Annotated in this window: 19 protein-coding genes; 11 read left to right on the top strand and 8 right to left on the bottom strand. The window is 69.6% G+C overall.

Annotated features, from left to right (window positions below; translation table 11 throughout):
- Positions 1-1,050 carry an energy-coupling factor ABC transporter permease gene (locus OHT21_RS17940; RefSeq protein ID WP_328769329.1) on the bottom strand — a complete coding sequence of 350 codons (1,050 nt, stop codon included), beginning with the start codon at positions 1,048-1,050 and terminating at the stop codon, positions 1-3.
- A gap of 207 nt (positions 1,051-1,257) precedes the next feature.
- On the opposite strand from OHT21_RS17940, the gene OHT21_RS17935 reads away from it, so the two are divergent.
- Positions 1,258-1,602: an SsgA family sporulation/cell division regulator gene (locus OHT21_RS17935; RefSeq protein ID WP_328769328.1), complete on the top strand. Its 345-nt coding sequence runs from the start codon at positions 1,258-1,260 to the stop codon at positions 1,600-1,602.
- 126 nt (positions 1,603-1,728) lie between these two features.
- Here the strand turns inward: OHT21_RS17935 and OHT21_RS17930 are convergent, their stop codons facing one another.
- The 3 genes from OHT21_RS17930 to OHT21_RS17920 form a co-directional block, all read right to left on the bottom strand.
- Positions 1,729-3,423 (bottom strand): penicillin-binding transpeptidase domain-containing protein, encoded by a 1,695-nt coding sequence (locus tag OHT21_RS17930; RefSeq protein WP_328769327.1) that lies wholly within the window; start codon positions 3,421-3,423, stop codon positions 1,729-1,731.
- Positions 3,424-3,517: 94 nt separating this feature from the next.
- A complete protein-coding gene (locus OHT21_RS17925) occupies positions 3,518-5,140 on the bottom strand; it encodes a penicillin-binding transpeptidase domain-containing protein (protein WP_328769326.1) in 1,623 nt (540 codons plus the stop codon).
- A 159-nt stretch (positions 5,141-5,299) separates the two neighbouring features.
- On the bottom strand, positions 5,300-7,039 hold the full coding sequence (locus OHT21_RS17920; RefSeq protein ID WP_328769325.1) for a dolichyl-phosphate-mannose--protein mannosyltransferase: 1,740 nt from the start codon (positions 7,037-7,039) through the stop codon (positions 5,300-5,302).
- Positions 7,040-7,101: 62 nt separating this feature from the next.
- Between OHT21_RS17920 and rsmI the strand changes: the two genes are divergently transcribed.
- Positions 7,102-7,950 (top strand): 16S rRNA (cytidine(1402)-2'-O)-methyltransferase, encoded by an 849-nt coding sequence (rsmI, locus tag OHT21_RS17915; protein WP_328769324.1) that lies wholly within the window; start codon positions 7,102-7,104, stop codon positions 7,948-7,950.
- A gap of 116 nt (positions 7,951-8,066) precedes the next feature.
- Here rsmI and OHT21_RS17910 read toward each other — a convergent pair whose 3' ends face one another.
- On the bottom strand, positions 8,067-9,428 hold the full coding sequence (locus OHT21_RS17910) for an IS4 family transposase (protein WP_328767071.1): 1,362 nt from the start codon (positions 9,426-9,428) through the stop codon (positions 8,067-8,069).
- 420 nt (positions 9,429-9,848) lie between these two features.
- On the opposite strand from OHT21_RS17910, the gene OHT21_RS17905 reads away from it, so the two are divergent.
- From OHT21_RS17905 to OHT21_RS17895, 3 genes are all read left to right on the top strand, one after another.
- A complete protein-coding gene (locus OHT21_RS17905; RefSeq protein WP_328769323.1) occupies positions 9,849-10,241 on the top strand; it encodes a hypothetical protein in 393 nt (130 codons plus the stop codon).
- Between the two features lie 32 nt (positions 10,242-10,273).
- Positions 10,274-11,143 (top strand): TatD family hydrolase, encoded by an 870-nt coding sequence (locus OHT21_RS17900; RefSeq protein ID WP_328769322.1) that lies wholly within the window; start codon positions 10,274-10,276, stop codon positions 11,141-11,143.
- A gap of 131 nt (positions 11,144-11,274) precedes the next feature.
- Positions 11,275-12,651 carry a ubiquitin-like domain-containing protein gene (locus tag OHT21_RS17895; RefSeq protein ID WP_328769321.1) on the top strand — a complete coding sequence of 459 codons (1,377 nt, stop codon included), beginning with the start codon at positions 11,275-11,277 and terminating at the stop codon, positions 12,649-12,651.
- 571 nt (positions 12,652-13,222) lie between these two features.
- On the opposite strand, the gene OHT21_RS17890 is transcribed toward OHT21_RS17895, so the two are convergent.
- Complete coding sequence (locus tag OHT21_RS17890) at positions 13,223-14,584, bottom strand: IS4 family transposase (RefSeq protein WP_328767071.1); 1,362 nt, start codon at positions 14,582-14,584, stop codon at positions 13,223-13,225.
- 309 nt (positions 14,585-14,893) lie between these two features.
- On the opposite strand from OHT21_RS17890, the gene rsmA reads away from it, so the two are divergent.
- Together rsmA and OHT21_RS17880 are read left to right on the top strand one after the other, a co-directional pair.
- Positions 14,894-15,763 carry a 16S rRNA (adenine(1518)-N(6)/adenine(1519)-N(6))-dimethyltransferase RsmA gene (gene rsmA, locus OHT21_RS17885; RefSeq protein WP_328769320.1) on the top strand — a complete coding sequence of 290 codons (870 nt, stop codon included), beginning with the start codon at positions 14,894-14,896 and terminating at the stop codon, positions 15,761-15,763.
- A complete protein-coding gene (locus OHT21_RS17880) occupies positions 15,760-16,653 on the top strand; it encodes a 4-(cytidine 5'-diphospho)-2-C-methyl-D-erythritol kinase (RefSeq protein ID WP_328769319.1) in 894 nt (297 codons plus the stop codon). The genes rsmA and OHT21_RS17880 overlap by 4 nt, the downstream gene beginning before the upstream one ends.
- 14 nt (positions 16,654-16,667) lie before the next feature.
- Here OHT21_RS17880 and OHT21_RS17875 read toward each other — a convergent pair whose 3' ends face one another.
- Positions 16,668-17,273, bottom strand: a complete 606-nt coding sequence (locus tag OHT21_RS17875) for a Uma2 family endonuclease (RefSeq protein ID WP_328769318.1) — start codon at positions 17,271-17,273, stop codon at positions 16,668-16,670.
- A gap of 143 nt (positions 17,274-17,416) precedes the next feature.
- On the opposite strand from OHT21_RS17875, the gene OHT21_RS17870 reads away from it, so the two are divergent.
- The 4 genes from OHT21_RS17870 to OHT21_RS17855 all read left to right on the top strand — a co-directional run bounded on the left by OHT21_RS17870 (position 17,417) and on the right by OHT21_RS17855 (position 24,232).
- Positions 17,417-19,222 (top strand): ABC-F family ATP-binding cassette domain-containing protein, encoded by a 1,806-nt coding sequence (locus OHT21_RS17870; protein ID WP_328769317.1) that lies wholly within the window; start codon positions 17,417-17,419, stop codon positions 19,220-19,222.
- Between the two features lie 224 nt (positions 19,223-19,446).
- Positions 19,447-21,273: an outer membrane protein assembly factor BamB family protein gene (locus tag OHT21_RS17865; protein ID WP_328769316.1), complete on the top strand. Its 1,827-nt coding sequence runs from the start codon at positions 19,447-19,449 to the stop codon at positions 21,271-21,273.
- 67 nt (positions 21,274-21,340) lie between these two features.
- Positions 21,341-23,251, top strand: a complete 1,911-nt coding sequence (locus tag OHT21_RS17860; RefSeq protein ID WP_328769315.1) for an outer membrane protein assembly factor BamB family protein — start codon at positions 21,341-21,343, stop codon at positions 23,249-23,251.
- A 285-nt stretch (positions 23,252-23,536) separates the two neighbouring features.
- On the top strand, positions 23,537-24,232 hold the full coding sequence (locus OHT21_RS17855) for a helix-turn-helix transcriptional regulator (protein ID WP_328769314.1): 696 nt from the start codon (positions 23,537-23,539) through the stop codon (positions 24,230-24,232).
- Here OHT21_RS17855 and OHT21_RS17850 read toward each other — a convergent pair.
- Positions 24,201-24,419, bottom strand: coding sequence for a DUF397 domain-containing protein (locus tag OHT21_RS17850; protein ID WP_328769313.1), 219 nt, complete (start codon positions 24,417-24,419; stop codon positions 24,201-24,203). The genes OHT21_RS17855 and OHT21_RS17850 overlap by 32 nt on opposite strands.
- Between the last annotated feature and the right edge of the window lie 5 nt (positions 24,420-24,424).

Below are 24,424 nucleotides of genomic sequence, written 5' to 3'. Positions count from 1 at the left end.
TCAGACGTTCTCGGGAACTGACGAGGGCGAGGTCTCGGTCGTACGGCGCTTGCGTACGGCCCAGAAGACGCCCGTGCCCGCGACCACCGTGAGGCCCACGCCGATCACGCCCGCGAGCCCGCCGGAGAGACGGGAGTTGGTGATGCCCTCGATGCCGTAGTCGGCCAGCGGTGAGTCGGCGGCGGCGTGGTCCTCGACCTTGGCGTCGAAGCCCTTGTCGGCGGCGACCTTCTCCAGGCCGTCGGGGCTGGCGGAGGCGTAGAAGCTGACGAAACCGGCGAGGACGAGGGAGGCCGCGAGGCCCGCGAGCAGGACCTTGCGGGGGGACCGGGCGGCGACGGGGGCGGGTTCGGCGGCCGGGGCGTCGACCAGCTCGCCGTTCACGCGGAGCTTCAGTGGGGCGGTCAGCCCACGGGCGCCGTACACGAGGTCCGGTCGTACGGCGATGACGGCGCCGACCGTGAGCGCGGTGATCGCGGCCTCGCCGATGCCGATGAGGACGTGGACGCCGACCATCGCGGTCAGGACCTGCCCGATGGGTACGTCCGTGGTGCCGCCGATCGCGTAGAGGAGCGTGAAGGCCGCGGCGGAGGCCGGCACGGAGAGCACGGCGGCGATGAACGCGGAGACGGTAATGGAGCGGCGCTTCTTGGGCAGGAGCTTTACAAGGCCGCGGAATACGGCGTACGCCACGACCGTCGTGACCACCGCCATGATCGTGATGTTCACGCCGAGCGCGGTGAGGCCGCCGTCCGCGAAGAGGATGCCCTGCATGAGGAGGACGACCGAGACGCAGAGGACCCCCGTGTAGGGGCCTACGAGTATCGCGGCCAGGGCGCCGCCCAGGAGGTGGCCGCTGGTGCCTGCGGCGACGGGGAAGTTCAGCATCTGCACGGCGAAGATGAACGCGGCGACCAGGCCCGCGAGCGGGGCGGTGCGCTCGTCGAGTTCGCGCCGGGCGCCGCGCAGGCTGGTGGCTACGGCTCCGGCGGCGATGACTCCGGTGGCCAGGGAGACGGGGGCGTTGATGAATCCGTCGGGCACGTGCATGGAGGGGCTCCGCTTCCGGGGTCCGGCCGGCTGGCTAACCGTTTGATGATAGTGCCTTGTTGCGAACGGCTTGCAAGAGCGAGGTTTCCATCAATAGCTCCGCCGACATCTTTGGGGGCGCAATCCAGAAAATATGCGACATTGGATAGAAATCACCACAAAGGGTTCTCACAGGGTCCCTCTGGGCCCCCGGCGAAGGAGCGACCGATGTCCGCCGTCGAGCAGTACGCGCGCGCCCACATCGTCACGGACTCGGCACAGGAAACGCCCGCCGTACCGGTAGCCCTCCGCTACGACCCCGAGGCCGAGCCGGCCGAGGTGCGCGTCACCCTTCCCGGCCGGCACGAGTGGGTTGTCGCGCGCGACCTTCTCGAACGCGGGTTGCGGACGCCGGCCGCGTCCGGTGACGTACGCATATGGCCGTGCGGCCGGGTCCAGACGGTGATGGAGTTTCACTCGCCGGAGGGGGTGGCGGTGGTCCAGTTCGACGAGAAGGCGCTGATCCGCTTCTTGCGGCGGACGTATATGGCGGGGGCGCCGGTGGCTCATTGAGCCAGGCCCCGCGCCCCGGAAGGGGGCGCGGGAAGGCGCAGGCATTCTAGGGGCGCGGGGAACTGCGCGACCAGCCACATACGGCCCGCAGTATTCGAACCACCCCTCCTGGGGGCAGGGGAGCGCTCAGCTGCCCGCCTTCAACATCGCCGCCACTAGCGGGCCTGCGGCCTCGCCGCCGTGCCCGCCCTGCTGCACCACACCAGCGGCAGCCAAGTCGCCCTTCCACGCCGTGAACCAGCCGTTCGGCTTCTTCTGGCCGTCGACCTCCGCGGAGCCGGTCTTCGCGCCGGAGTCGGAGCCGAGGCCGGCCATCGCCTCGGCTGCCGTTCCCGCCGCGGCCGTGTACTGCAGCATCTCCTGCAGCTGGGCCCGCGTGGACGAGGACAGCGAACGGGGCGCCTTGGCCAACTTACGGTCGTCGACGTCCGGAGACACCAGGTAGGGCTGGCGGAACGTGCCCGTCTTCGCCGTCGCGACGACCGACGCCATGTTCAGCGGGTTCATCCGGACCCCGCCCTGGCCGATCAGCGAGGCCGCCATCTGGGCGTCCGACTGCACCGGCACCGCGCCGTCGAAGCTGGACACCCCGATCTGCCAGTCGTTCTTGCCGAGCCCGAAGACCTCCTGGGCCTGCTTCGTCAGATCGTCGTCGCTCAGCTTCTTGGCCTGGCTGATGAAGGCCGTGTTGCAGGACCGCGCGAAGCTTGCCTTGAACGTGCCGCCCTTGATCTCGAACTTGTCGTCGTTCTGGAACTTCCAGCCGCCGTACGTGGAGAACTTCGGGCACGGGTGCTGCTTGTCCATCGACGCGAGCCCCTTGTCGAGGAGCAGCGACGCCGAGATGATCTTCATCGTGGAACCGGGCGCCAGGGAGCCCTGGAAGGCGGTGTTGAAGCCGCGGCCGGAGTTCGCGACGGCCAGGATCTCGCCCGTAGACGCCTTGGTCATGACCAGCGACGCCTTGGGCTTCTTGGAAACCTGCTCCTCGGCGGTCGCCTGGAGGCTCGGATTGAGGGTCGTACGGAGCGTGCCGGGCGTTCCCTTGCTCAGCTCCAGCAGCGTCTTGTCGGGGGTTCCCTCGTCGCCCTCGGTCGCCTTGGCGGAGTCGGCCGTGGAGCCCTTGCGGACCACCCGCAGCTCGATGCCCGCCTTGCCGCCGGCCTTCTTGCCGTACTTCTCGCGCAGGCCGTCGAGGACCGTCCCCAGGGAGGGGTACTTGGCCGCGGTCAGCTCCCCGCCGTCCCGGTCGAGCGCCTTGACCGGCGGCGTTCCGGCCTCCCCGGTGACCAGCCGGTCGCCGTCCTGAAGGTCCGGGTGGACGACGGCCGACTGCCAGTCGACCACCGGCTCTCCGTCCTCGGCCCCGCGGACGACGGTGAGCTGGGAGTCGTACGCGAGGGCCTTGGTCTGGCCCTTGTAGGAGACGGTGCCCTTGACCGAGAACGGCATCTTCGCGCCGGTTCTGGCGCCGGGGGTGAGCGTCACGTCCTTGATGTGCGCCTCTTTGCCGAAGCCCGTCAGGAGCGTACGGGCCGCCGCCTTGTCGTCCGTGGCGGCGGCGGCCTCGGTGACGTTTCCGCCCTGCCAGGCCGTGAGGAACGTCGTGGCCGCCGACTTGACCTCGGCCGCCGACAGCGGGCCCTTCTTCACGGCCGCCTTGCGTTCGGCGGCCGTCGACGCGCTGTCGTCGGCCGCCGCCCCACCGCCGTACACGGTGTAGACGCCGAACCCCGCCCCACCGACGACCACGGCGATCATCCCCCCGATGACGGCGGGCTTCGTCCTGCCGCGCTCTCCGGCGCGTCCCCTGTTCCCCACGGCTCCCGTTCCTCCGCTGTTGCCTCAGTACTCCCACGTTCCACTTAGAGAACGAGAGCCAACAGCCTAGGGTCCCCGTGTGACAGACGGGACCTCAGGAGGACGCTCGTAGCACGGCTGCGACAATCGGGCCCGCCACGTCGCCGCCCCGGCCGCCCTCCTGCGCCATGGCCGCCGCCGCGATGTCGTCGCGGTAGCCGGTGAACCAGCTGTCGGCCGTCTTCCGCCCGTCGACCTCGGCTGAACCGGTCTTCGCGCCGATGCTGCCGCCACCCACGTCAGCCATCGCCTTGGCCGCGGTACCGCTGACCGCGGTGCGGTTCATCATCTGGCGCAACTGCGCGACCGTGCCCGCGTCCAGGCCCTTCGCGGTGGCCAGCTCACGGTCGTCGAGGCTCTGCGGCACGATCACCGGCTGCCGGAACCTGCCCGTCATGGCGGTCGCGGTGACGGAGGCCATGTTGAGCGGGTTCATCTGGACCTCGCCCTGGCCGAGCATGTTGGCCGCCGTGTTGGGGCCCCCGGAGGCAGGGACGGAGCCGTCGAAGGACGCGATGCCGGTCTTCCAGTCGTCCCGGCCGAGACCGAAGCGCTCCTGCGCCTCCTTCGTGAGCGAGTCGACCGCCACCGAGTCCGCGTACTTCACGAACGCCGTGTTGCAGGAGCGCGCGAAGCTCTCCGAGAGGGTCGCGTTCTCGTTGGGCTCCATGCCCTCGATGTTCTTGAACGTCTGGCTCTGCCAGGGCGCCGTGTCAGGGCAGGGCGCGGGTCCGGTCGCGGTCGTGATGCCGTTGTCGATCAGCGTCGCCGCGGAGATGATCTTCATCGTGGAGCCCGGCGCGAGCTTGCCCAGGAACGCCGCGTTGAACTCGTCGGCCCGGTTGTTGGCGACCGCCAGCACCTCCCCGGTGCTCGGCTTCACCGCGACCACCGACGACTCGGAGTACTCCTTGACCGCCTTCTCGGCGGCTGCCTGCACGCCTGCGCTGAGCGTGGTGGGCAGCTTGCCCGGCTCGCCCTTCGCGAGCGTGACGAGCGTCTTGTCGCCCGCTTCCTCGTCCGAGCTCCGGATCGCCAGCTCGACGCCAGGGGTGCCGCCCGCGGTCTCTCCGTACTTCTCCCGCAGCTGGTCCAGGATGGGCCCCAGCGAGGGGTACTTCTCCTTGCTCAGCACGGTGCCGTTCCGGTCCACCGCCTCGATCGGCGGGCTCGCCGCCTCGCCCGTGACCAGGGAGTCGCCCTCCGCCAGATCCGGGTGCAGCACGGTCGGCTGCCAATCGACGAGCGCCCGGCCCGTCGTGTCCCCGCGGACGACCGTCAGCTCGCTCTTGTACGACAGGGGCTTGCTCTTCCCCTCGTACGACACCGTGGCCGCAACCGAGAACGGGACCCTCCCGCCCGATGGCGTACCCGGCGTGATCTTCACGTCGGTCAGATGCGCCTCGGTGCGGTAGCCGGCGAACAGTGGCTGGGCCACGCCCGCGTTGTTCGTGTACTGGGCGGCCTTGGCCGCCTTCCCCTGCTCCCAGGCCGCGAAGAACTCCGCGCTGGTCTCCTTGACCTCGTCACTCGACGGCGGACCGGTCTTCACCCTCTCGCCCTTGGCGTCCGAGCCCCCTGCGATCGCCGACACGATGTTGAACGCGCCGTATCCGGCACCCCCGACCATCACCGCGAACACCCCGCCCACAATGGCGGTCTTAGCCCCCTTGCGCATAGCGCGATCCCCTCCCCATGGCCTTTCTGAACGTGTTCAGAAAGGTGGTCATCTACCGCACTGTATGCGGGAGGAGGGGCCGGTGTGGCCGGTGTTCCCCGATTGTTAAGCCGAGGTCTCCGTTCCGGGAACCGCCCCCGGACCGCCTCAGATCGCCCTTCAAACCCAGGTGTCCAGCCACATTCGTGATCGCCAGGTGTCTATCGGGATGGCCTGGCCGGTGTAGATCGGCCAGAAATAGATGAAGTTCCAGGCGATCAGCAGGACCAGGACGCCCGCCGTCGCCGCGCCCGCCACGCGGCGGCGTTCGCTCGAACCGGGCGGGCCCAGGATCGCGCCGATCATCATCGCCAGGGCCAGGCACAGGAACGGCAGGAAGACGATCGCGTAGAAGAAGAAGATCGTGCGCTCCTGGTACATGAACCAGGGCAGATAGCCGGCCGCGATACCGCAGGCGATCGCGCCCGCGCGCCAGTCGCGGCGGAAGAACCAGCGCCACAGCACATAGAGGACCGCGAGGCCCGCGGCCCACCACAGCAGGGGCGTGCCGAGGGCGAGGACCTCGCGGGCGCACTTCTCGCCCGCGTCGACGGGGCAGCCGTCCTTGCCGGGCTGCGGGGACTCGTAGAAGTACGAGACCGGGCGGCCGGTGACGATCCAGCTCCACGGGTTCGACTGGTACGTGTGCGCCGAGGTGAGGCCGACATGGAACTCGTACACCTGGTGCTCGTAGTGCCACAGGCTGCGCAGCCAGTCGGGCAGGAAGGTCCAGTTGCCGCCCTTGCCCTCGGTGGCCGCCCAGTTGCGGAAGTAGGCGCCGGTGCCGTCGGAGGGGGACAGGATCCAGCCGGTCCAGGAGGCGAGATACGTGACGATCGCCACCGGCACGGTCGCCACGAACGCCAGGCCCGTGTCGCGCTTGAGCACCGCCTTGTACGGGTGCCGGGCGCCCGCGACCCTGCGTGAGCCGACATCCCACAGGACCGTCAGCAGGCAGAACGCGACCAGTACGTACAGGCCGTTCCACTTGGTGCCGATGGCGAGGCCGAGCATCAGCCCGGCCGCCCAGCGCCAGGGACGCAGGCCGAGACGGGTGTGTTCCGCCGTGTACGCGTCGGGGCGTACGACTCCGTCCTCGTCCGGTGGCAGAGCGGCGGCGAGGCGGGCGCGCGTCCTGTCCCGGTCGATGAGCAGGCAGCCGAAGGCCGCGAGCACGAAGAACATCAGCACCTGGTCGAGCAGCGCCGTGCGGCTCATCACGAAGTGCAGCCCGTCGACAGCCATCAGACCGCCCGCGAGGCAGCCGAGGAACGTCGAGCGGAACAGACGGCGGCCGATCCGGCACAGCATCAGCACGGACAGCGTGCCGAGCAGGGCCGTCATGAACCGCCAGCCGAAGGGCGTGAACCCGAACAGCCACTCGCCGAGCCCGATCACGTACTTGCCGACCGGCGGATGGACGACGTACGCGGCCTCCGACGGGATCGGGACGTCGCCGTTCCTCTGCAGGATCAGCTCGTTGGCGTCCTTGGCCCAGTTGACCTCGTATCCGCGGTGGATCAGCGCCCACGCGTCCTTGGCGTAGTACGTCTCGTCGAATATCACCGCCTTCGGGCTGCCCAGGTTCCAGAACCGCGTCAGGCCCGCAAGGAGCGTGATCAGCAGCGGGCCCGCCCAGGCCGACCAGCGGACCACGAGCGCGGCGGTCGGCTTCGACAGGCCGAACGCCGCCCACACCCGCGGGCTGGGCTGCGCGTACGCGGGCACCAGACGGTCGCGGACGTCGCTTCTCGCCGGGCTCGTGTAGCCGAACCGGCGAAGCCGCAGCTGCCACGACGGCCGCTGTTCTTCGACGCCCTGTTCCTTCCGGATGTCCGTGTGGGACGCGGTACTGGTCACCGCGCCATCGTAGGGAACCCTTCTGTGCAAGGCCCCTTTATCGGCCCTGCGAGGATGGAACCGTGACAGGAACCCTTGTACTCGCAGGCACTCCCATCGGGGACGTCGCGGACGCGCCGCCCCGGCTGGCCCAGGAACTGACGGCCGCCGATGTGATCGCCGCCGAGGACACGCGGCGGCTGCGCCGGCTGACACAGGCGCTGGGCGTGCAGCCCGGCGGGCGGGTCGTGTCGTACTTCGAGGGGAACGAGTCGGCTCGTACGCCCGAGTTGGTGGAGGCGCTGGCCGGTGGGGCGCGTGTGTTGCTCGTCACGGACGCGGGGATGCCGTCGGTTTCCGACCCTGGCTATCGGCTGGTCGCGGCTGCGGTGGAGCGGGACATCCGGGTGACCGCCGTGCCCGGGCCGTCCGCCGTGCTGACCGCGCTCGCGTTGTCCGGGCTGCCGGTCGACCGGTTCTGCTTCGAGGGGTTTCTGCCTCGGAAGGCGGGGGAGCGGTTGTCGCGGTTGCGGGAGGTCGCGGGGGAGCGGCGGACGCTTGTGTACTTCGAGTCGCCGCATCGGGTGGACGACACGCTGGCCGCGATGGCGGAGGTGTTTGGTGGTGATCGGCGGGCCGCTGTGTGCCGGGAGTTGACCAAGACGTACGAGGAGGTCAAGCGGGGGACTTTGGGGGAGCTGGCCGCTTGGGCCGCGGAGGGGGTCCGGGGCGAGATCACCGTTGTGGTGGAGGGGGCGCCGGAGAAGGGGGCCGAGGACGTGGACGCGGCGGAGCTTGTGCGGCGGGTTCGGGTTCGGGAGGAGGCGGGGGAGCGGCGTAAGGAGGCCATTGCCTCCGTTGCGGCGGAGGCGGGGCGGCCTAAGCGGGAGGTTTTTGATGCGGTGGTGGCTTCAAAGCACTCCGCGCCTTGAGACCGGGCGTTCCGGGTAGCGCCGTTGCTGGTGCTGATTTCTGCGGGCTGCGGGCTGCGGGCTGTGTGTGGTTGCTCGCGCAGTTCCCCGCGCCCCCAAAAGGCAAGGCCATGAAGTTATGGGCTGATGGCTGTTGTCGAGAGGATGTCGATGCTGATGGTGGCCTTGTAGGTGCGTCGGTCGACGCGGAGACTTTTATAGGCGTAGCGGGACAGGGGGCGTTTGACGGCGCGGGGGCTGACGCGCAGGCGGCGGGCGGGCATGAGCTGGTTCAGGACCGCGTGGCCGATGGCGCCGACGAGGTCGATGGTGGTGCCGGCGATCACGTTCGCGGCCTGGACGACCTGGTCGCGGGCGGCTTGGAGGGCGGCGGAGAAGCTTGCGCGGTCTGGGTCGGTGCCGGGGACGGTGCCGGTGGCGTCGGCGATGGCGGTCCTGATGGCCTGGTAGACGGTGAGCAGGGCGTAGACCTCCTGGGCGATGCCGGGCATGGTGCGGGCGCGCAGGACCCGGCGGCCGAGCATGGATTTCTTGATCGCGAAGTAGGCGGACTCCACTTCCCAGCGTTCGTGGTAGAGCTTGACCAGCTCGAACGCGGGATGGGTGCGGTGGTCGAGCAGGGTGGTCGCCAGACGGTAGACGCCGGTGTGGCGTCCGGCGGTGGTGGTGATGGTGATCTCGCATTCGATGATGCGGACGTCGACGGTGGCGATGCGGGAGAGGAAGGAGCCGTCCGGCAGGCGCCGCAGGAGGGGCGGTTTGCGGGTGGCGGTCAGGCGGGCCAGGAAGTCGGCTCCGGTGGCGGCGGTGTGCTCAAGGAAGGCGTTGCCGCTGAAGCCGCGGTCCAGCAGCACGATCATTCCGGGTGTCAGGGAGCGCAGCAGGCGCCGGCCGTAGGTGGTCTCGCCGGTGCTGCGTGGTCCGAAGGCCGCGTCCAGGACGGCGCGGGTGCCGCAGGCGACCAGGGCGGTCAGGCAGATCTGCGGGTAGCCGGCGGTGTTGAACCGGTTGGACCCCTTGCCCAGGCAGGCGCGGGTGTGGGGGCTGTCGGGGACGTCGAGGTAGGTGCCGTCGATGGCGACGACCAGCAGGTGGGCCCAGCGTGCCCCGGTGGTACCGATCGTGCTCGCCGGGCCGCGCAGGAGGTCGAACAGGGCCTGCAGCGGGCGGGGTCCCAGGCGGCAGCGGGCATGCCACAGGGCTGTTGCCGTGACACTCGGCAGCGGCAGCGCATCCAACGCGGCAGTCAGCTTGCCCCACACGGCGCGGTAGCCGCAGTCCTCGAACAACGCGGCGGCCAGCAGCAGGTAGACGACGACGCGGGCAGGCAGCTTGCGCAGCCGACGCTGAACGGCCCCGCACTCGGCGAGCACCGTATCGACCATCTCGAACGGCACGATCTGGGTCAGCTCGCCCAGATGGCCTGGCGCGTAGAGGCCCTCGGCTACCGCGATCTCGCGGGTGATGACACACTGCACGGACAGCGGAGCCTCCGGTCTTTGTGAACGACATGTCTTGGTCGACTGTCAGTTCTACCGGGGCTCCGCTTCCTGCACTCTGCGTTCCGCCAGATCAAGCACCCCTTGCCACCAGCCGCTGAACCATAACTTCATGGCCTTGCCCCAAAAGGGGCGCACCCCCCGGCGCTTCTAAAGGGGCGCACCCCGCTCCCCTGACCGGACCCCGTGCGCCCCATGGGCGAGTAAATCCGGTCCTGGTGCAGGCAAAGCTCAGGCCTGCCATCCGGCCTCCCGGACAAAGAAGTGCCAAGGCGTCTCCAATAGTCGGCAGGTTTCGTGCACTTGGGGCGGCCGGAGAGTCCACTGGGTGGCGGGACGTACCCGTTCCCCGCCTCCGCTCCCCCGGAGGCGTCAGACCAGCGGACCCTAGGAGCTGGCATGAGTGAGATGGCTGTTGTGCACGAGTCGTATTCGTTCGCCTGTATGCGGTGCGGGCATGGCTGGGAGCAGTCGTACGAGATCGAGCACCACTTCGACGCCGAGGGCCACGAGTTCGTGACGTACGTGGCCGATGGACATGTCGTGCCGTCGCCGCTCAGTCGGCCCACCTGCCAGAACTGCGACAACCACGTCGTACGCATCATGCGGGCCGGCCAGGTGTCCTCCGCGATGAACTCCCTGCACCCGCGCCGTTCCCGCTCGGTGCCGCGCCAGGCGGAGCGGCCCGAGGCCGAGTCCACGGAGGCCTCGGGGGCCGCGGAGCCCGAGGAGCGCCATCACTGGCACCTGTCCGATCTGCTCCACCCTTTCCACCACCGCAAGGCGGGGTGAGGGCCGCCGCGGCCCCTTCGTAGGATCGGGGCATGCCCTCCAACGCCGAAGCCCCGCCCCTCCCGGACCCCCTCCGCGTGCCCGTCGCCGACTCGCACACCCACCTCGACATGCAGTCGGGCACGGTCGCGGAGGGGCTCGCGAAGGCCGCGGCGGTCGGGGTGACGACGGTCGTGCAGGTCGGCTGCGACCTGAAGGGCTCGCGGTGGGCGGCGGAGACGGCCGCGGAGTACGAGGCCGTGCACGCGACCGTCGCGCTGCATCCCAACGAGGCGCCGCGGATCGTGCACGGCGACCCCGACGGCTGGTCCCGGCAGAGCGCCCGCGAGCCCGGCGGAGACGGCGCGCTGGACGAGGCGCTCGCCGAGATCGACCGGCTCGCGGGGCTCCCGCAGGTCAAGGGCGTCGGCGAGACCGGGCTCGACTACTTCCGTACGGGACCCGAGGGCAAGGCCGCGCAGGAGAGGTCGTTTCGGGCCCATATCGAGATCGCCAAGCGGCACGGCAAGGCGCTGGTCATCCACGATCGCGACGCCCACGCCGACGTGCTACGCGTACTGAAGGAGGAGGGCGCCCCCGAACGCACCGTCTTCCACTGCTACTCCGGCGACGCGGAGATGGCCGAACTGTGCGCGGAGAACGGCTACTTCATGTCCTTCGCCGGGAACATGACCTTCAAGAACGCCCAGCCGTTGCGCGATGCCCTCGCCGTGGCGCCCCTCGAACTCGTCCTCGTCGAGACGGACGCACCGTTCCTGACACCCGCGCCGTACCGCGGACGGCCTAACGCCCCATATCTCATTCCGGTCACGGTCCGCGCGATGGCCGCCGTACGCGGTCTGGACGAGGACGCGCTGGCGACGGCCCTCGCGGCGAACACGAAGCGTGCCTTCGATTACTGACGCATAACGCCCAAGGGGGCGCATTACCGGGTCGCACGGCGACGCAACGTAGTCGTGGCGCCTTGGAGAGTGACGGCCCCTCCGCTAGGTTCTCCGCGCCCGATCCGGAGGACTCCCTGGAGCGTGTCGTCGTGAGCACTTCGCAGTACGAGACGTATGGCCCGGCGTACGAGAACGATCAGCCGGACGATGAGCTGAACGATGAGCCGTACGCCGATGATGATCCGCAGGGTTACGTGGATACGTATCGGCCTGCGTACGAGACCCAGTACGAGGTCAGCCATGAGGCCGATCCCGAAGCGGCCACCGAGCCGCAGCTGCACTGCCCGTTGCCGCCCACGCTCGAGTTGCCCGGTGCCTTCGGTGGGCGGGCCGAGGCGCGGCGGGCGGCTCGGCGGCAGAAGGCCGCCGAGCGGCCGCAGGCGGTGCGGCGGTTGGTGCCGCGGGCGTTGGTCGTCGCCTTTCTGGCGGGCGGTACCTCGGCGTTCGTCGCCGACGACAAGGCGATCGAGCTGACTGTCGACGGAAAGCCGCGCACGCTGCACACCTTCGCGGACGATGTGCACGAGCTGCTCGCCGAGGAGGGTGTCGAGGTGGGCGCCCATGACGTCGTGGCGCCCGCTCCTGGCACGTCGCTGACCAGCGGTGACGACGTCGCCGTACGGTACGGGCGCCCGCTGCATCTCACCCTCGACGGGCGGCGGAGCACCGTGTGGACTACGGCGCGCACCGTGGACGGGGCGTTGCGGGAGCTCGGGGTGCGGGCCGAGGGCGCGTACGTGTCGGCTCCCCGTTCCCGGCGGATCGGGTTGGAGGGGCTGACGCTCGATGTTCGTACCGAGCGGACCGTGACGGTCATGGCGGACGGGCGGGCGCGGACGGTTCGTACGAACGCCGCGACCGTTCGTGAGGCCGTGGAGGGGGCCGGGATCAGGCTGCGGGGGCAGGACACCACGTCCGTTCCGCCGGGCAGTTTTCCGCGGGACGGGCAGACGGTGACGGTGTTGCGGATCACGCGGACGAAGGAGGTTCGGGAGGAGGCCATCGCGTTTGGGGTGCGGCGGACGTTGGATGCCTCGCTGTTTCGGGGGACCGAGGTTGTCGAGCGGGCGGGCCAGCCCGGGATGCGGCGGGTCACTTACGCCCACCGCACGGTCAACGGTGTCCGTTCCAAGCCGCGGCGGCTGGACTCCGAAGTGGTTCACGAACCTCGCACCCAGTTGGTGAAGATCGGCACCAAGCCTTTGCCGGCGGCTCCGGGGGATGTCGACGGGCTCAACTGGAGTGCGCTCGCGGCGTGCGAGTCCGGGGGCCGGCCGAACGCCGTGGATCCGTCCGGCACGTATGGCGGGCTCTACCAGTTCGATACGCGAACCTGGCAGAGCCTCGGGGGTACCGGGCGTCCCCAGGACGCGCCTGCGGCGGAGCAGACGTATCGGGCGAAGAAGCTGTATGTGCGGCGGGGGGCTAGTCCTTGGCCCCATTGCGGGGCTCGGCTTCACACGTGACCCCTGCGGGTGGGCTGGGGAGGGTTTTCTTTCCCCAACCCCGCCCCTTCCCGAAACGGGGGGCTGCGCCCCCAGGCCCCCCGCCAGGGGGTGGTGGGTGACACTTCGTGTCGCGGCTGCGGGTTGTGTGTGGTTGTTCGCGCAGTTCCCCGCGCCCCTTGGGTGGTTGGTGGGTGCGGGGCCGCGGTCCGGTGCGTCAGCCCGTCGCCAACAGGGCATACGACCCCGTGCTTCCACAGGGTGCTGGTGTGCCCAGACCGAAGCTAAGCGACGGGCATAGGACGCACCGGCCCACGTCCCCTCCCGCCGACGGGAGGGCGCGGGTAGTAGGGGGTCCGGGCTTTTCCGCGCGGGCGGGTTCGGGGCGTGGGCCCCTTCCGGGGCGCGGGCTTTTCCGGGCGAGGGCTTCTTCGGTTCGCTTGCTCTTCCGGTTGCGGGCAGTCGCAGGCTTTTCAGGGGCGCGGGGAACTGCGCGACCAGCCACAACGCACCCGCAGCCGCGACACACAGTGTCACCGACCTCCCCTTGGCGGGGGTCTGGGGCGCAGGCTTTTCAGGCAAGGCCATGAAGTTATGGGCTGATGGCTGTTGTCGAGAGGATGTCGATGCTGATGGTGGCCTTGTAGGTGCGTCGGTCGACGCGGAGACTTTTATAGGCGTAGCGGGACAGGGGGCGTTTGACGGCGCGGGGGCTGACGCGCAGGCGGCGGGCGGGCATGAGCTGGTTCAGGACCGCGTGGCCGATGGCGCCGACGAGGTCGATGGTGGTGCCGGCGATCACGTTCGCGGCCTGGACGACCTGGTCGCGGGCGGCTTGGAGGGCGGCGGAGAAGCTTGCGCGGTCTGGGTCGGTGCCGGGGACGGTGCCGGTGGCGTCGGCGATGGCGGTCCTGATGGCCTGGTAGACGGTGAGCAGGGCGTAGACCTCCTGGGCGATGCCGGGCATGGTGCGGGCGCGCAGGACCCGGCGGCCGAGCATGGATTTCTTGATCGCGAAGTAGGCGGACTCCACTTCCCAGCGTTCGTGGTAGAGCTTGACCAGCTCGAACGCGGGATGGGTGCGGTGGTCGAGCAGGGTGGTCGCCAGACGGTAGACGCCGGTGTGGCGTCCGGCGGTGGTGGTGATGGTGATCTCGCATTCGATGATGCGGACGTCGACGGTGGCGATGCGGGAGAGGAAGGAGCCGTCCGGCAGGCGCCGCAGGAGGGGCGGTTTGCGGGTGGCGGTCAGGCGGGCCAGGAAGTCGGCTCCGGTGGCGGCGGTGTGCTCAAGGAAGGCGTTGCCGCTGAAGCCGCGGTCCAGCAGCACGATCATTCCGGGTGTCAGGGAGCGCAGCAGGCGCCGGCCGTAGGTGGTCTCGCCGGTGCTGCGTGGTCCGAAGGCCGCGTCCAGGACGGCGCGGGTGCCGCAGGCGACCAGGGCGGTCAGGCAGATCTGCGGGTAGCCGGCGGTGTTGAACCGGTTGGACCCCTTGCCCAGGCAGGCGCGGGTGTGGGGGCTGTCGGGGACGTCGAGGTAGGTGCCGTCGATGGCGACGACCAGCAGGTGGGCCCAGCGTGCCCCGGTGGTACCGATCGTGCTCGCCGGGCCGCGCAGGAGGTCGAACAGGGCCTGCAGCGGGCGGGGTCCCAGGCGGCAGCGGGCATGCCACAGGGCTGTTGCCGTGACACTCGGCAGCGGCAGCGCATCCAACGCGGCAGTCAGCTTGCCCCACACGGCGCGGTAGCCGCAGTCCTCGAACAACGCGGCGGCCAGCAGCAGGTAGACGACGACGCGGGCAGGCAGCTTGCGCAGCCGACGCTGAACGGCCCCGCACTCGGCGAGCACCGTATCGACCATCTCGAACGGCACGATCTGGGTCAGCTCGCCCAGATGGCCTGGCGCGTAGAGGCCCTCGGCTACCGCGATCTCGCGGGTGATGACACACTGCACGGACAGCGGAGCCTCCGGTCTTTGTGAACGACATGTCTTGGTCGACTGTCAGTTCTACCGGGGCTCCGCTTCCTGCACTCTGCGTTCCGCCAGATCAAGCACCCCTTGCCACCAGCCGCTGAACCATAACTTCATGGCCTTGGCTTTTCAGGGGCGCGGGGAACTGCGCGACCAGCCACAACGCACCCGCAGCCGCGACACACAGTGTCACCCACCTCCCTTGGCGGGGGTCTGGGGCGCAGCCCCAGTTTCGGGAAGGGGCGGGGCTGGGGAAAGAACCCCCGCCCACCGCGCCGTACGCTGGCCACCGTGAGCAACACCCCCGACCCCCTCCTGGGCCCCGCCGACATCCGCGAACTCGCCGCGGCCCTCGGCGTACGCCCCACCAAGCAACGCGGCCAGAACTTCGTCATCGACGCGAACACCGTCCGCCGCATCGTCCGCACCGCGGACGTCCGCCCGGAGGATGTGGTCGTCGAGGTGGGCCCGGGCCTGGGCTCCCTGACCCTGGCCCTGCTGGAGGTGGCGGACCGGGTCGTCGCCGTCGAGATCGACGACGTACTCGCGGGCGCGCTCCCCGCGACGATCGCGGCACGCATGCCGGAGCGAGCCGACCGTTTCGCGCTCGTGCACTCCGACGCCATGCACGTGACCGAACTCCCCGGCCCCCCACCCACCGCCCTCGTCGCGAACCTCCCCTACAACGTCGCCGTCCCCGTCCTGCTGCACATGCTCGAGACCTTCCCCGGCATCGAGCGCACCCTCGTGATGGTGCAGGCGGAGGTCGCCGACCGGCTGGCCGCGCCGCCCGGTTCGAAGGTGTACGGCGTGCCCTCGGTGAAGGCCAACTGGTACGCCGAGGTCAAGCGGGCCGGTGCCATCGGCCGGAAGGTCTTCTGGCCCGCGCCGAACGTGGACAGCGGGCTCGTCTCGCTCGTCCGGCGCGCCGAGCCGGTCAAGACGACGGCGTCGAGGCGCGAGGTCTTCGCCGTGGTCGACGCCGCCTTCGCCCAGCGCCGCAAGACCCTGCGGGCCGCACTCGCCGGCTGGGCGGGCTCGGCGGCGGCAGCGGAGTCGGCCCTGGTCGCGGCGGGTGTCTCGCCGCAGGCGCGGGGCGAGGCCCTGACGGTGGAGGAGTTCGCGCGCATCGCAGAGAACAAGGAGCGCGGAGAGCAGTGAGCGTGACGGTACGCGTCCCGGCGAAGGTCAACGTCCAACTGGCCGTGGGTGCCGCCCGCCCCGACGGCTTCCACGACCTGGCCAACGTCTTCCTGGCGGTCGGCCTGTACGACGAGGTCACGGCGACGGCGGCGGACGAGCTGCGCATCACCTGCGAAGGCCCGGACGCCGCTCAAGTCCCCCTGGACCACACGAACTTGGCGGCCCGCGCGGCCCAGAAGCTGGCGCTCAGGTACGGCCGGTCGCCCGACGTGCACATCCACATCGTCAAGGACATCCCCGTCGCCGGAGGCATGGCCGGCGGCTCCGCCGACGCCGCCGGCGCACTCCTGGCCTGCGACGCCCTCTGGGGCACGAACACCCCCCAGGCCGAACTCCTCGACATCTGCGCCGAGTTGGGCAGCGACGTACCGTTCAGCCTGATCGGCGGCGCCGCCCTCGGCACGGGCCGCGGCGAGAAACTACGCCCGCTGGAGGTCGGCGGCACCTTCCACTGGGTCTTCGCGGTCGCCGACGGCGGCCTCTCGACCCCGGCGGTCTACGCAGAGTTCGACCGCCTGAACGAAGACGTCGAGGTCCCCGAACCCTTTGCGTCCGAGCCCCTCCTGGACGCCCTGGCCAAGGGCGACCCGACGGCCCTGGCGACCACCCTCTCCAACGACCTCCAGCCCGCCGCCCTCTCCCTGCGCCCGTCCCTGGCCAACACCCTCGCCGTGGGCACGGAGGCGGGAGCCCTCGCCGCCCTGGTCTCCGGCTCGGGCCCGACGACGGCCTTCCTCGCAGTGGACGGGAACTCGGCGACCACGGTCTCGGAGGCGCTCCTGGCCTCGGGGACTTGTCGGGAGACCCGCGTGACGACGGCTCCGGCACCGGGCGCGACGGTGGTCTGAGGCCCGGGCGGGCCTCAGAGTTGGTCGATCGCCGTCAGGTCGATGTCGATGGGGTAGGGCTTGTCCACCGCGATCCGGTCGCGGTGCATTCCCATGTGCACGTACGCGTTGGTGAGCGCGTCCAGTTCGTAGACGTGGACGACCGGGCTGCTGTCGGCTCCGTCGCGCTCGACGCGCCAGAAGTTCGGGATCCCGGCAGCGGCGTACTTCTGCGGCTTGGTCGTACGGTCGCGAGACTCCGAGTCCGGTGACACGACCTCGACGGCCAGGAACACGTCCTTCGCGTGGTAGCTCGTCTGGTCCGGCCCGGTGACCGCGTCGGCTCGGATGACGCTGATATCAGGCTCAGGGCCGTTGCGGTTGTTGAGGATCACGGTCATCTCTCGCTTGACCCTGAACTCTGAAGGCAGACCCTGGCGCAGACCGCTGACCAACAGATCGATCACGTCGGCGTGGAAGTTGCGCTGCGGACTCACGAAAACCAGACTCCCGTCGATCAACTCTGTGTGCGGCGGGAGATCAGGCAGCGTGAACAGGTCGTCCACCGTGTAGCCGTCCTGCGGCGGCAGCGGCCACTGGCAGCGCTGCTCTACGGACTCGGCGGTCATGGTTCCTCCCATGGACGGGATCCTGCTGCCTGCCGTCCACGGTAGCGGCCCGTTCCCGATCACGTCATCACAAAGAGTGACAACACCCGCACCCCCGGCCCCTCGCCCCGAGGGCCTACGCTTGAAGGCTGATCGATCCCCGCGTCAGGAGAGAAATGGCCGTCAACCTCGTCAATGTCGAGAACGTCAGCAAGGTGTACGGGACCCGTGCCCTGCTTGACGGTGTCTCGCTCGGAGTGTCCGAGGGAGACAGGATCGGCGTCGTCGGGCGCAACGGTGACGGCAAGACCACGCTGATCCGGATGCTCGCCAAGCTGGAGGAGGCCGACACCGGGCGTGTCACCCACTCTGGCGGGCTGAACGTCGGGGTGCTCACCCAGCACGACTCCCTCGACCCCGCCGCCACCGTCCGGCACGAGGTCATCCGTGACATGGCCGACCATGAGTGGGCCGGTAACGCCAAGATCAGGGACGTACTGACGGGACTGTTCGGCGGGCTCGATCTGCCCGGGTTCCCGCAGGGGCTCGACACCGTCATCGGGCCGCTGTCCGGTGGAGAGCGGCGGCGGATCGCGCTCGCCAAGCTGCTGATCGCCGAGCAGGACCTGATCATCCTTGATGAGCCGACGAACCACCTGGACGTGGAGGGGATCGCCTGGCTGGCGAAGCATCTGCGGGAGCGGCGGTCGGCGCTCGTCTGCGTGACGCACGACCGGTGGTTCCTCGACCAGGTCTGTACGCGCATGTGGGACGTGCAGAAGGGCGATGTGTACGAGTACGAGGGCGGCTACTCGGACTACGTCTTCGCGCGCGCCGAGCGGGAGCGCATCGCGGCCACCGAGGAGGTCAAGCGGCAGAACCTGGTCAGGAAGGAGCTGGCCTGGCTGCGTCGCGGGGCACCGGCCCGTACGTCCAAGCCGCGCTTCCGTGTCGAGGCCGCGAACGAGTTGATCGCGGACGTTCCGCCGCCGCGTGACAGCAGCGAGCTGATGAAGTTCGCCTCCACCCGGCTCGGCAAGACCGTCTTCGATCTCGAGAACGTGACCGTGCAGGCGGGGCCGAAGGTGCTGCTGAAGCATGTGACGTGGCAGCTCGGGCCCGGTGACCGTATCGGCCTCGTCGGGGTGAACGGGGCGGGCAAGACCTCCCTGCTGCGGGCGATGGCCGACGCCGCGTACAGCGAGGGCGAGCGGCAGCCCGCGGGTGGACGGATCGTGGTCGGCAAGACCGTGAAGCTCGCCTACCTCTCGCAGGAGGTGTCCGAACTCGACCCGGCCCTCAGGGTGTTGCAGGCCGTACAGCAGGTCCGCGACCGCGTCGACCTCGGCAAGGGGCGCGAGATGACGGCCGGTCAGCTCTGCGAGACCTTCGGCTTCAACAAGGAGAAGCAGTGGACGCCGGTCGGTGATCTGAGCGGTGGTGAGCGGCGGCGGCTCCAGCTTCTGCGGCTGCTCATGGACGAGCCGAACGTCCTCTTCCTCGACGAGCCCACCAACGACCTCGACATCGAGACCCTCACCCAGCTCGAGGACGTCCTCGACGGCTGGCCCGGCTCGATGGTCGTGATCTCCCACGACCGGTTCTTCATCGAGCGGACCACGGACCGGGTGTTCGCGCTGCTCGGCGACGCGACGTTGCGGATGCTGCCGCGCGGGATCGACGAGTACCTGGAGCGGCGGCACAAGATGGAGGAGGCCGTGGCCGCCCGGACCCCCGTGGCGCCCCCTGCCGAAAAGCCCGGAATCTCCGCCGCGGACGCCCGCGCCGCGAAGAAGGAACTCCAGAAGATCGAGCGGCAATTGGACAAGCTCTCCGAGAACGAGAAGAAGCTGCACGACCAAATCGCCGCGAACGCCACAGACTTCGAGAAGGTGGCCGAACTGGACGCCGACCTGCGCGAACTGGCCACCGAGCGCGAGCAGTTGGAGACCCGCTGGCTGGAGCTCGCAGACGACGCGTGAAGGTGGCGTGAAGGAGCGTAACGACGGCATCACGGGCCGGTCCTCCCTTGGGAACAGGGGATGGACCGGCCCTTAGTTCGATCTGGACATGGTGATAGAAAGGGCCGTCTGAGAACCGTCTGAGAACTGTCTGAACTGTCTGAGTACGACGCTGAGTACAACTCCGTATTCGCTACGTACTTCTAGGCGTGGCTAAAAATCAGTGATGAAGGGGGAACGCGCTGATGTCCCAGCCGCCCAACCAGCCGCCACAGGGCGGGTTCGGAGCTCCACAGGATCCTGCGGGTGGACAGCACCCGGGGCAGGGAGCGTCTCCGCCGCCCGCGCAGCCGCCGCAGGCGCCACCGCCTCCGCAGGGCGCGCCGCAGACGCCGCCGCAGGGCGGAGCTCCGGGGACGCCGCCCGCGCCGCAGCCTGGTTACGGCTACCCCCAGCAGCCCGGCCCGTACAACCAGCCGGGTCCGTACGGTCAGCAGCCGGGACCGTACGCCCAGCCGGGACCGTACGCCCAGCAGTCAGGACCGTACGGACAGCCTCAACAGCCCGGCCCCTACGGCCAGCCCGGCTACGGCTACCCGCAGCAGCCCCAGTTCCCCGGCCCGCCCGGCACCCCGCCGGGCGGCGGCTCGCGCAGCCCCTTCAAGGGCAAGCCCGCCATCATCATCGGAGCCGCGCTGGCCGCCGTTCTCGTCATCGGCGGCACGGTGTTGGCGGTGTCCGGCGGCGACGGCGACAAGAAGCCCGAAGCCAAGAAGAGCGGCGACGCCAAGCCCTCCGCGGGCGAGGCCCCGATCAACCCCGGCGACGGTGACGGCGGAGGCGGCGAGGACACCGAGGACCTCAACGCGGGCCGTCAGGCGGGCGAATCGAAGGTGCTCTGGTACAAGGAGGGCCCTGACGCGCCGGGTTCCGGTGCCGACGCCCCCGGCATGTGGATCACCGAGAAGACCGCGGTGAAAGCCGCGTACAAGCAGGTCTTCGCGTACAACGTCAGTGATGGCAAGCCGGCTTGGCCCGAGATCACGCTGCCGCAGGAGATCTGCTCGGTCACTCCGGAGAAGACCGCCGACGACAAGATCGTCATCGCGTACAAGGAGGGCACCAAGGACACCGCCGACTGCAACCAGCTGATGGAGATCGACCTCAACACCGGCAAGAAGGGCTGGACCGAGGAGATCCCGGCGGGTGAACTCTTCGACAGCATGCTGCAGCTCGGACTGACCGTCACCGGCGACACGTTGGTGGTCGGCCGCGGGCAGTCGGGCGTCGGTTACGACGTCGCGACCGGCGACAAGCTGTGGGACAAGAAGAGGTACGGCGCGGCCTGCTTCCCGGCCGCGTTCGCGGGCGGCAGCAAGCTGGTCGCCGTCTCGTCCTGCGCGGCCGGCAGCGACAACGAGCACGACGAGGTGCAGGAACTCGACCCGGCCACCGGAAAGGCCAAGTGGACCTGGAAGGTCCCCAAGGGCTGGCAGGCCGCGCGGACTTACTCCACCGACCCCGTCGTCATGTACCTCACCAACGAGGACAAGAAGCAGTGGAACATCTCCACGCTGAACAACGGCAACGTGACCGCGCAGGTCGACATCGACGAGTCCTTCGCACCGGAGTGCGGCTGGGCGATCCTCTCGCGTGATCTGCAGGGCTGCCAGGGCGTCGCGGCCGACAAGGACACCCTGTACCTGCCGACCGACGCGAAGACCGGCGCCAACGAGATCGTCGCGATCAACCTGGCCACCGGCAAGGAGAAGTGGCGCACCAAGTCCCCGGTGGAAGAGCGCATGCTGCCGATGAAGATGGACGGCACGAATCTCCTCGCGTACATCGAGCCGTCGTACGACTCGGGCGGCCGGGTCGTGTCCATCCCGACGGGCGGCAGCTCCCACACGCCGAAGAAGCTGCTGCAGAACCCGCAGGGCACCGCGGACATCGAGAGCGGCTTCTACTCGAAGGACGTGGACTACGTGGACGGGCGCTTCTACATCTCCACGACCCGGCTGTCGGGCCGTGACGAGACGCAGGAAAAGCTGATGCTGGCCTACGGAAAGTGACCCGTCGGCCCTCGTCCCGCCCCTCCCTTCTCCTTCTTCTTCTCCGAGCTTTCCGAGGTAACCCGTCATGAGTCAGCCGCCGCCCCCGCCGCCCAACCAGCCGCCGCAGGAAGGCGGTTCGGGCGCACCCCAGGACCCGCAACCGGGTGGTTTCGGGGCTCCGCAGAGCCCGCCGCCCGGTGGCTTCGGGGCTCCGCAGGGCCCGCCGCCGAACGGCTTCGGGGCTCCCCAGGATCCGCCTCCGGGTGGTTTCGGCGCCCCGCAGAGCCCGCCGCCTGGCGGTTTCGGTGCGCCGACGCCGCCGCAGGGCCATCCGCAGCAGGGCACTCCGCCGAATCCCGGCTACGGCTACCCGCAGCAGCCCCCGCAGGCCCCCGGAACTCCACCCCCGACGGCCCCGCCGCAGCCGTACGGCTACCCGCAGACGCAGCCCCCGGGCCAGCCCGGTTACGGCTACCCGGGACAGCAGCCGCAGTACGGCTACCCGCAGCCCTCGACGATGCCCCTCCAGCCGCAGGCGCCGGGCGGCGGGCGCAAGCTCAACGCCCAGCTGATGATCATCGTCGCGGCCGTCCTGGCCATCGGCCTCATTGTGGGCGGCGGAATCTGGTACACGACCACGAGCGGCGACGACAAGCCCGACGCCTCCGGTTCGTCCGGCGGTACCGGCGGCGAGGACGGCAAGGGCGACTCCGGCAAGGAGGCTCCCGACGGGGGCGGCTCGGAGAAGGTGCCGTCCAGCACCGGCGCCAAGGTCCTCTTCCAGGTGCCCCAGCCCGAGGTGCCCGACGACGAGGTCTGGAGCGTGGGGGGCTCCTGGCTGACGGACAAGGTGTACGCCAAGGCCGGCCTCAACGAGGTCATCGGCTACGACCCGGCCTCCGGCAAGGAGACCTGGACGATGCCGCTGAAGGGTCTCAGCTGCGCGGCCTCTCCCGAGATCACCGAGGACGGTGTGACCGTGGTGATCTCCGAGGGGTCCAAGCGCAGCAAGACCAACAAGTACCCGGGCTGCACCGAGGTCACGGCCTTCAACCTCAACACCGGCAAACCGCTCTGGACCAAGTCCGTGGGCGAGGGCAGCGAGAAGGCCAAGTTCGAGGAAGCCAGCATCACCGGCACCACGGTCGCGGTGGGGGCGGGACTCGACGGCGGCGCGGGCTTCGACCTCACCACCGGCGAGATCCTGTGGCAGCCGAAGGTCGAGGAGTGCGAGGACCTGGGCTATCGCGGTGGCGAGCAGCTGGTCGCCGTGCGCAAGTGCGGTGAGTACGGCGAGGAGAAGATCGAGGTCCAGCTGCTCAACCCCAAGGACGGCAGCGTCCAGTGGACGTACAAGCTGCCCGCGGGCATCGACAACGCCAAGGTGATCTCCACCAAGCCGGTCGTGTTCGGTGTGGAATCCGACCCCGACAACCCCACCGGGACCGGCACCTCGGACATCTTCTCGCTGGACGAGAGCGGCAAGCTCCGTACCAAGATCACGATGGAGGACGAGAAGTACGACCACGACTGCGGCGTCGGCAAGATCCACGACTGCAAGGGCATCCTCGTCGGCAACGACAAGCTCTACGTCCCGACCAGGCAGCACGACGGGACGAAGGAGTACAGCCGCACCAACGAGGTGATCTCCTTCTCGCTGGCCACCGGCAAGACCGCGGGCGACCGCGCCGACGCCGGTGACGGTTACGAGATCTTCCCGATCCGGATGGACGGCGGCAACATCATCGCGTACAAGCAGGGCCCCTACGACAAGGGCTCCGAGGTCGTCTCGATCAACGGCGGCAGCTTCGAGCAGACCAAGCTCCTGGTCACCCCGGCCTCCGAGCAGGTCCGCAACGCGATCAGCAGCATGGTCCCGAAGTCGTCCGAGATGCTCTACACCGACGGCCGCCTCTTCATGGGCCAGGACCTGATCAGCAAGCCCACGTCCTCCACGGGCGAGAAGTACACGGCGATCGGATTCGGCGCGCAATAGGGCGTACGGCGATCGAGAGGCGGCCCTTTCCGGTCGTACGACGATCAAGGCGTCCCTACGTGGATCAAGGCCCCGTCCCTGCTCAGGGACGGGGCCTACCCTTGTCCTCGATCGTTTCCTCGCCCGCTCGCGAATGCGAGGAATTTTGGCAATCCGGGGCACTTCTCACCGGTAGGGGAAGCGCAACGTCGAACAAGCGTGTAGCTTCCGGGGGATGGAGAGCCGGGGGGCTCCTGTCCATGGGGGACCAGTTGGGGACCTGGGGGAACTGGGGGGTTGGGCTCGATGGGTGTGCGGCTCATGGTGGTCGATGACCACCGTCTGCTCGCCGAGGCGTTGGCCTCGGCTCTGAAGCTGCGCGGACACCGCGTGCTCGCCGCGGCGGCGCCCGCCGCGGGGGCGGCGGAACTGGTGATCACGAGGGCACCCGAGGTGTGCCTGATCGGTACGGCGACACCCGCCGAACCGGGCATCTTCGACCCGGTGGTGAAGATCAAGCGCGAGCGTCCGCAGGTGGCTGTGCTGGTCCTCGGCCCGGTACCGAACCCCCGCGGAATCGCCGCCGCCTTCGCCGCCGGCGCCTCGGGTTACGTACGGCACGACGAGCGCATCGAGGGCGTGGAGCGCGCCATCATGAAGGCTCGCGCGGGGGAGGCGGCGGTCGCCCCGCAACTGCTGCAGGGCGCTTTCAGCGAACTCCTGAATCCCGCCGTCCAGCCGGACGACGAGGGCCAGCGCCTGCTGCAGATGCTCACGCCGCGCGAGGTCGAGGTCCTGGTCCGGGTCGCGGAGGGCGAGGACACGCGGCTCATCGCTGCCGGGATGGGCATCGCACCGAGCACGGCCCGTACGCACGTACAGCGGGTGCTGATGAAGCTGGGCGTGGGATCGCGGCTGGAGGCGGCGGCGCTGGCGGCGCGGACGGGGCTGCTGGACCGGGCGGGCCCGGTCAGTGAACGGTTTCCGGAGCCGCCGGACTGAGGGCGCCGGAGCGTATGCCTTGGAGGAGGTGGGCGAGGGGGCCAGGGGTGGTGGTGAGGTGAGTGGTGGGGTCGTCGCTTTCGCGGAGGTGGATCGACCGGGGGCCGGTGGTGGCCAGTTCCAGGCAGTTGTTGCCGTCGGCGCCGCCGGAGAAGGAGGACTTCTGCCAGTTGGCGGTGGTGGTCATGACGT

The sequence above is a fragment of the Streptomyces sp. NBC_00286 genome, from assembly GCF_036173125.1.
Taxonomy (GTDB): Bacteria; Actinomycetota; Actinomycetes; order Streptomycetales; family Streptomycetaceae; genus Streptomyces.
The sequence above is the reverse complement of the archived record's forward strand: the minus strand, read 5'-3'. Positions and strand labels throughout refer to the sequence as shown.

Excerpts from the sequence above, each read along its gene's own strand:
- OHT21_RS17850 (WP_328769313.1), bottom strand. The coding sequence starts at position 24,419 with ATGACCACCACCGCCAACTGGCAGAAGTCCTCCTTCTCCGGCGGCGCC.
- OHT21_RS17935 (WP_328769328.1), top strand. The coding sequence starts at position 1,258 with ATGTCCGCCGTCGAGCAGTACGCGCGCGCCCACATCGTCACGGACTCG.
- OHT21_RS17905 (WP_328769323.1), top strand. The coding sequence starts at position 9,849 with ATGAGTGAGATGGCTGTTGTGCACGAGTCGTATTCGTTCGCCTGTATG.
- OHT21_RS17940 (WP_328769329.1), bottom strand. The coding sequence starts at position 1,050 with ATGCACGTGCCCGACGGATTCATCAACGCCCCCGTCTCCCTGGCCACC.
- OHT21_RS17855 (WP_328769314.1), top strand. The coding sequence starts at position 23,537 with ATGGGTGTGCGGCTCATGGTGGTCGATGACCACCGTCTGCTCGCCGAG.
- OHT21_RS17865 (WP_328769316.1), top strand. The coding sequence starts at position 19,447 with ATGTCCCAGCCGCCCAACCAGCCGCCACAGGGCGGGTTCGGAGCTCCA.
- OHT21_RS17900 (WP_328769322.1), top strand. The coding sequence starts at position 10,274 with ATGCCCTCCAACGCCGAAGCCCCGCCCCTCCCGGACCCCCTCCGCGTG.
- OHT21_RS17925 (WP_328769326.1), bottom strand. The coding sequence starts at position 5,140 with ATGCGCAAGGGGGCTAAGACCGCCATTGTGGGCGGGGTGTTCGCGGTG.
- OHT21_RS17870 (WP_328769317.1), top strand. The coding sequence starts at position 17,417 with ATGGCCGTCAACCTCGTCAATGTCGAGAACGTCAGCAAGGTGTACGGG.
- OHT21_RS17875 (WP_328769318.1), bottom strand. The coding sequence starts at position 17,273 with ATGGGAGGAACCATGACCGCCGAGTCCGTAGAGCAGCGCTGCCAGTGG.
- OHT21_RS17860 (WP_328769315.1), top strand. The coding sequence starts at position 21,341 with ATGAGTCAGCCGCCGCCCCCGCCGCCCAACCAGCCGCCGCAGGAAGGC.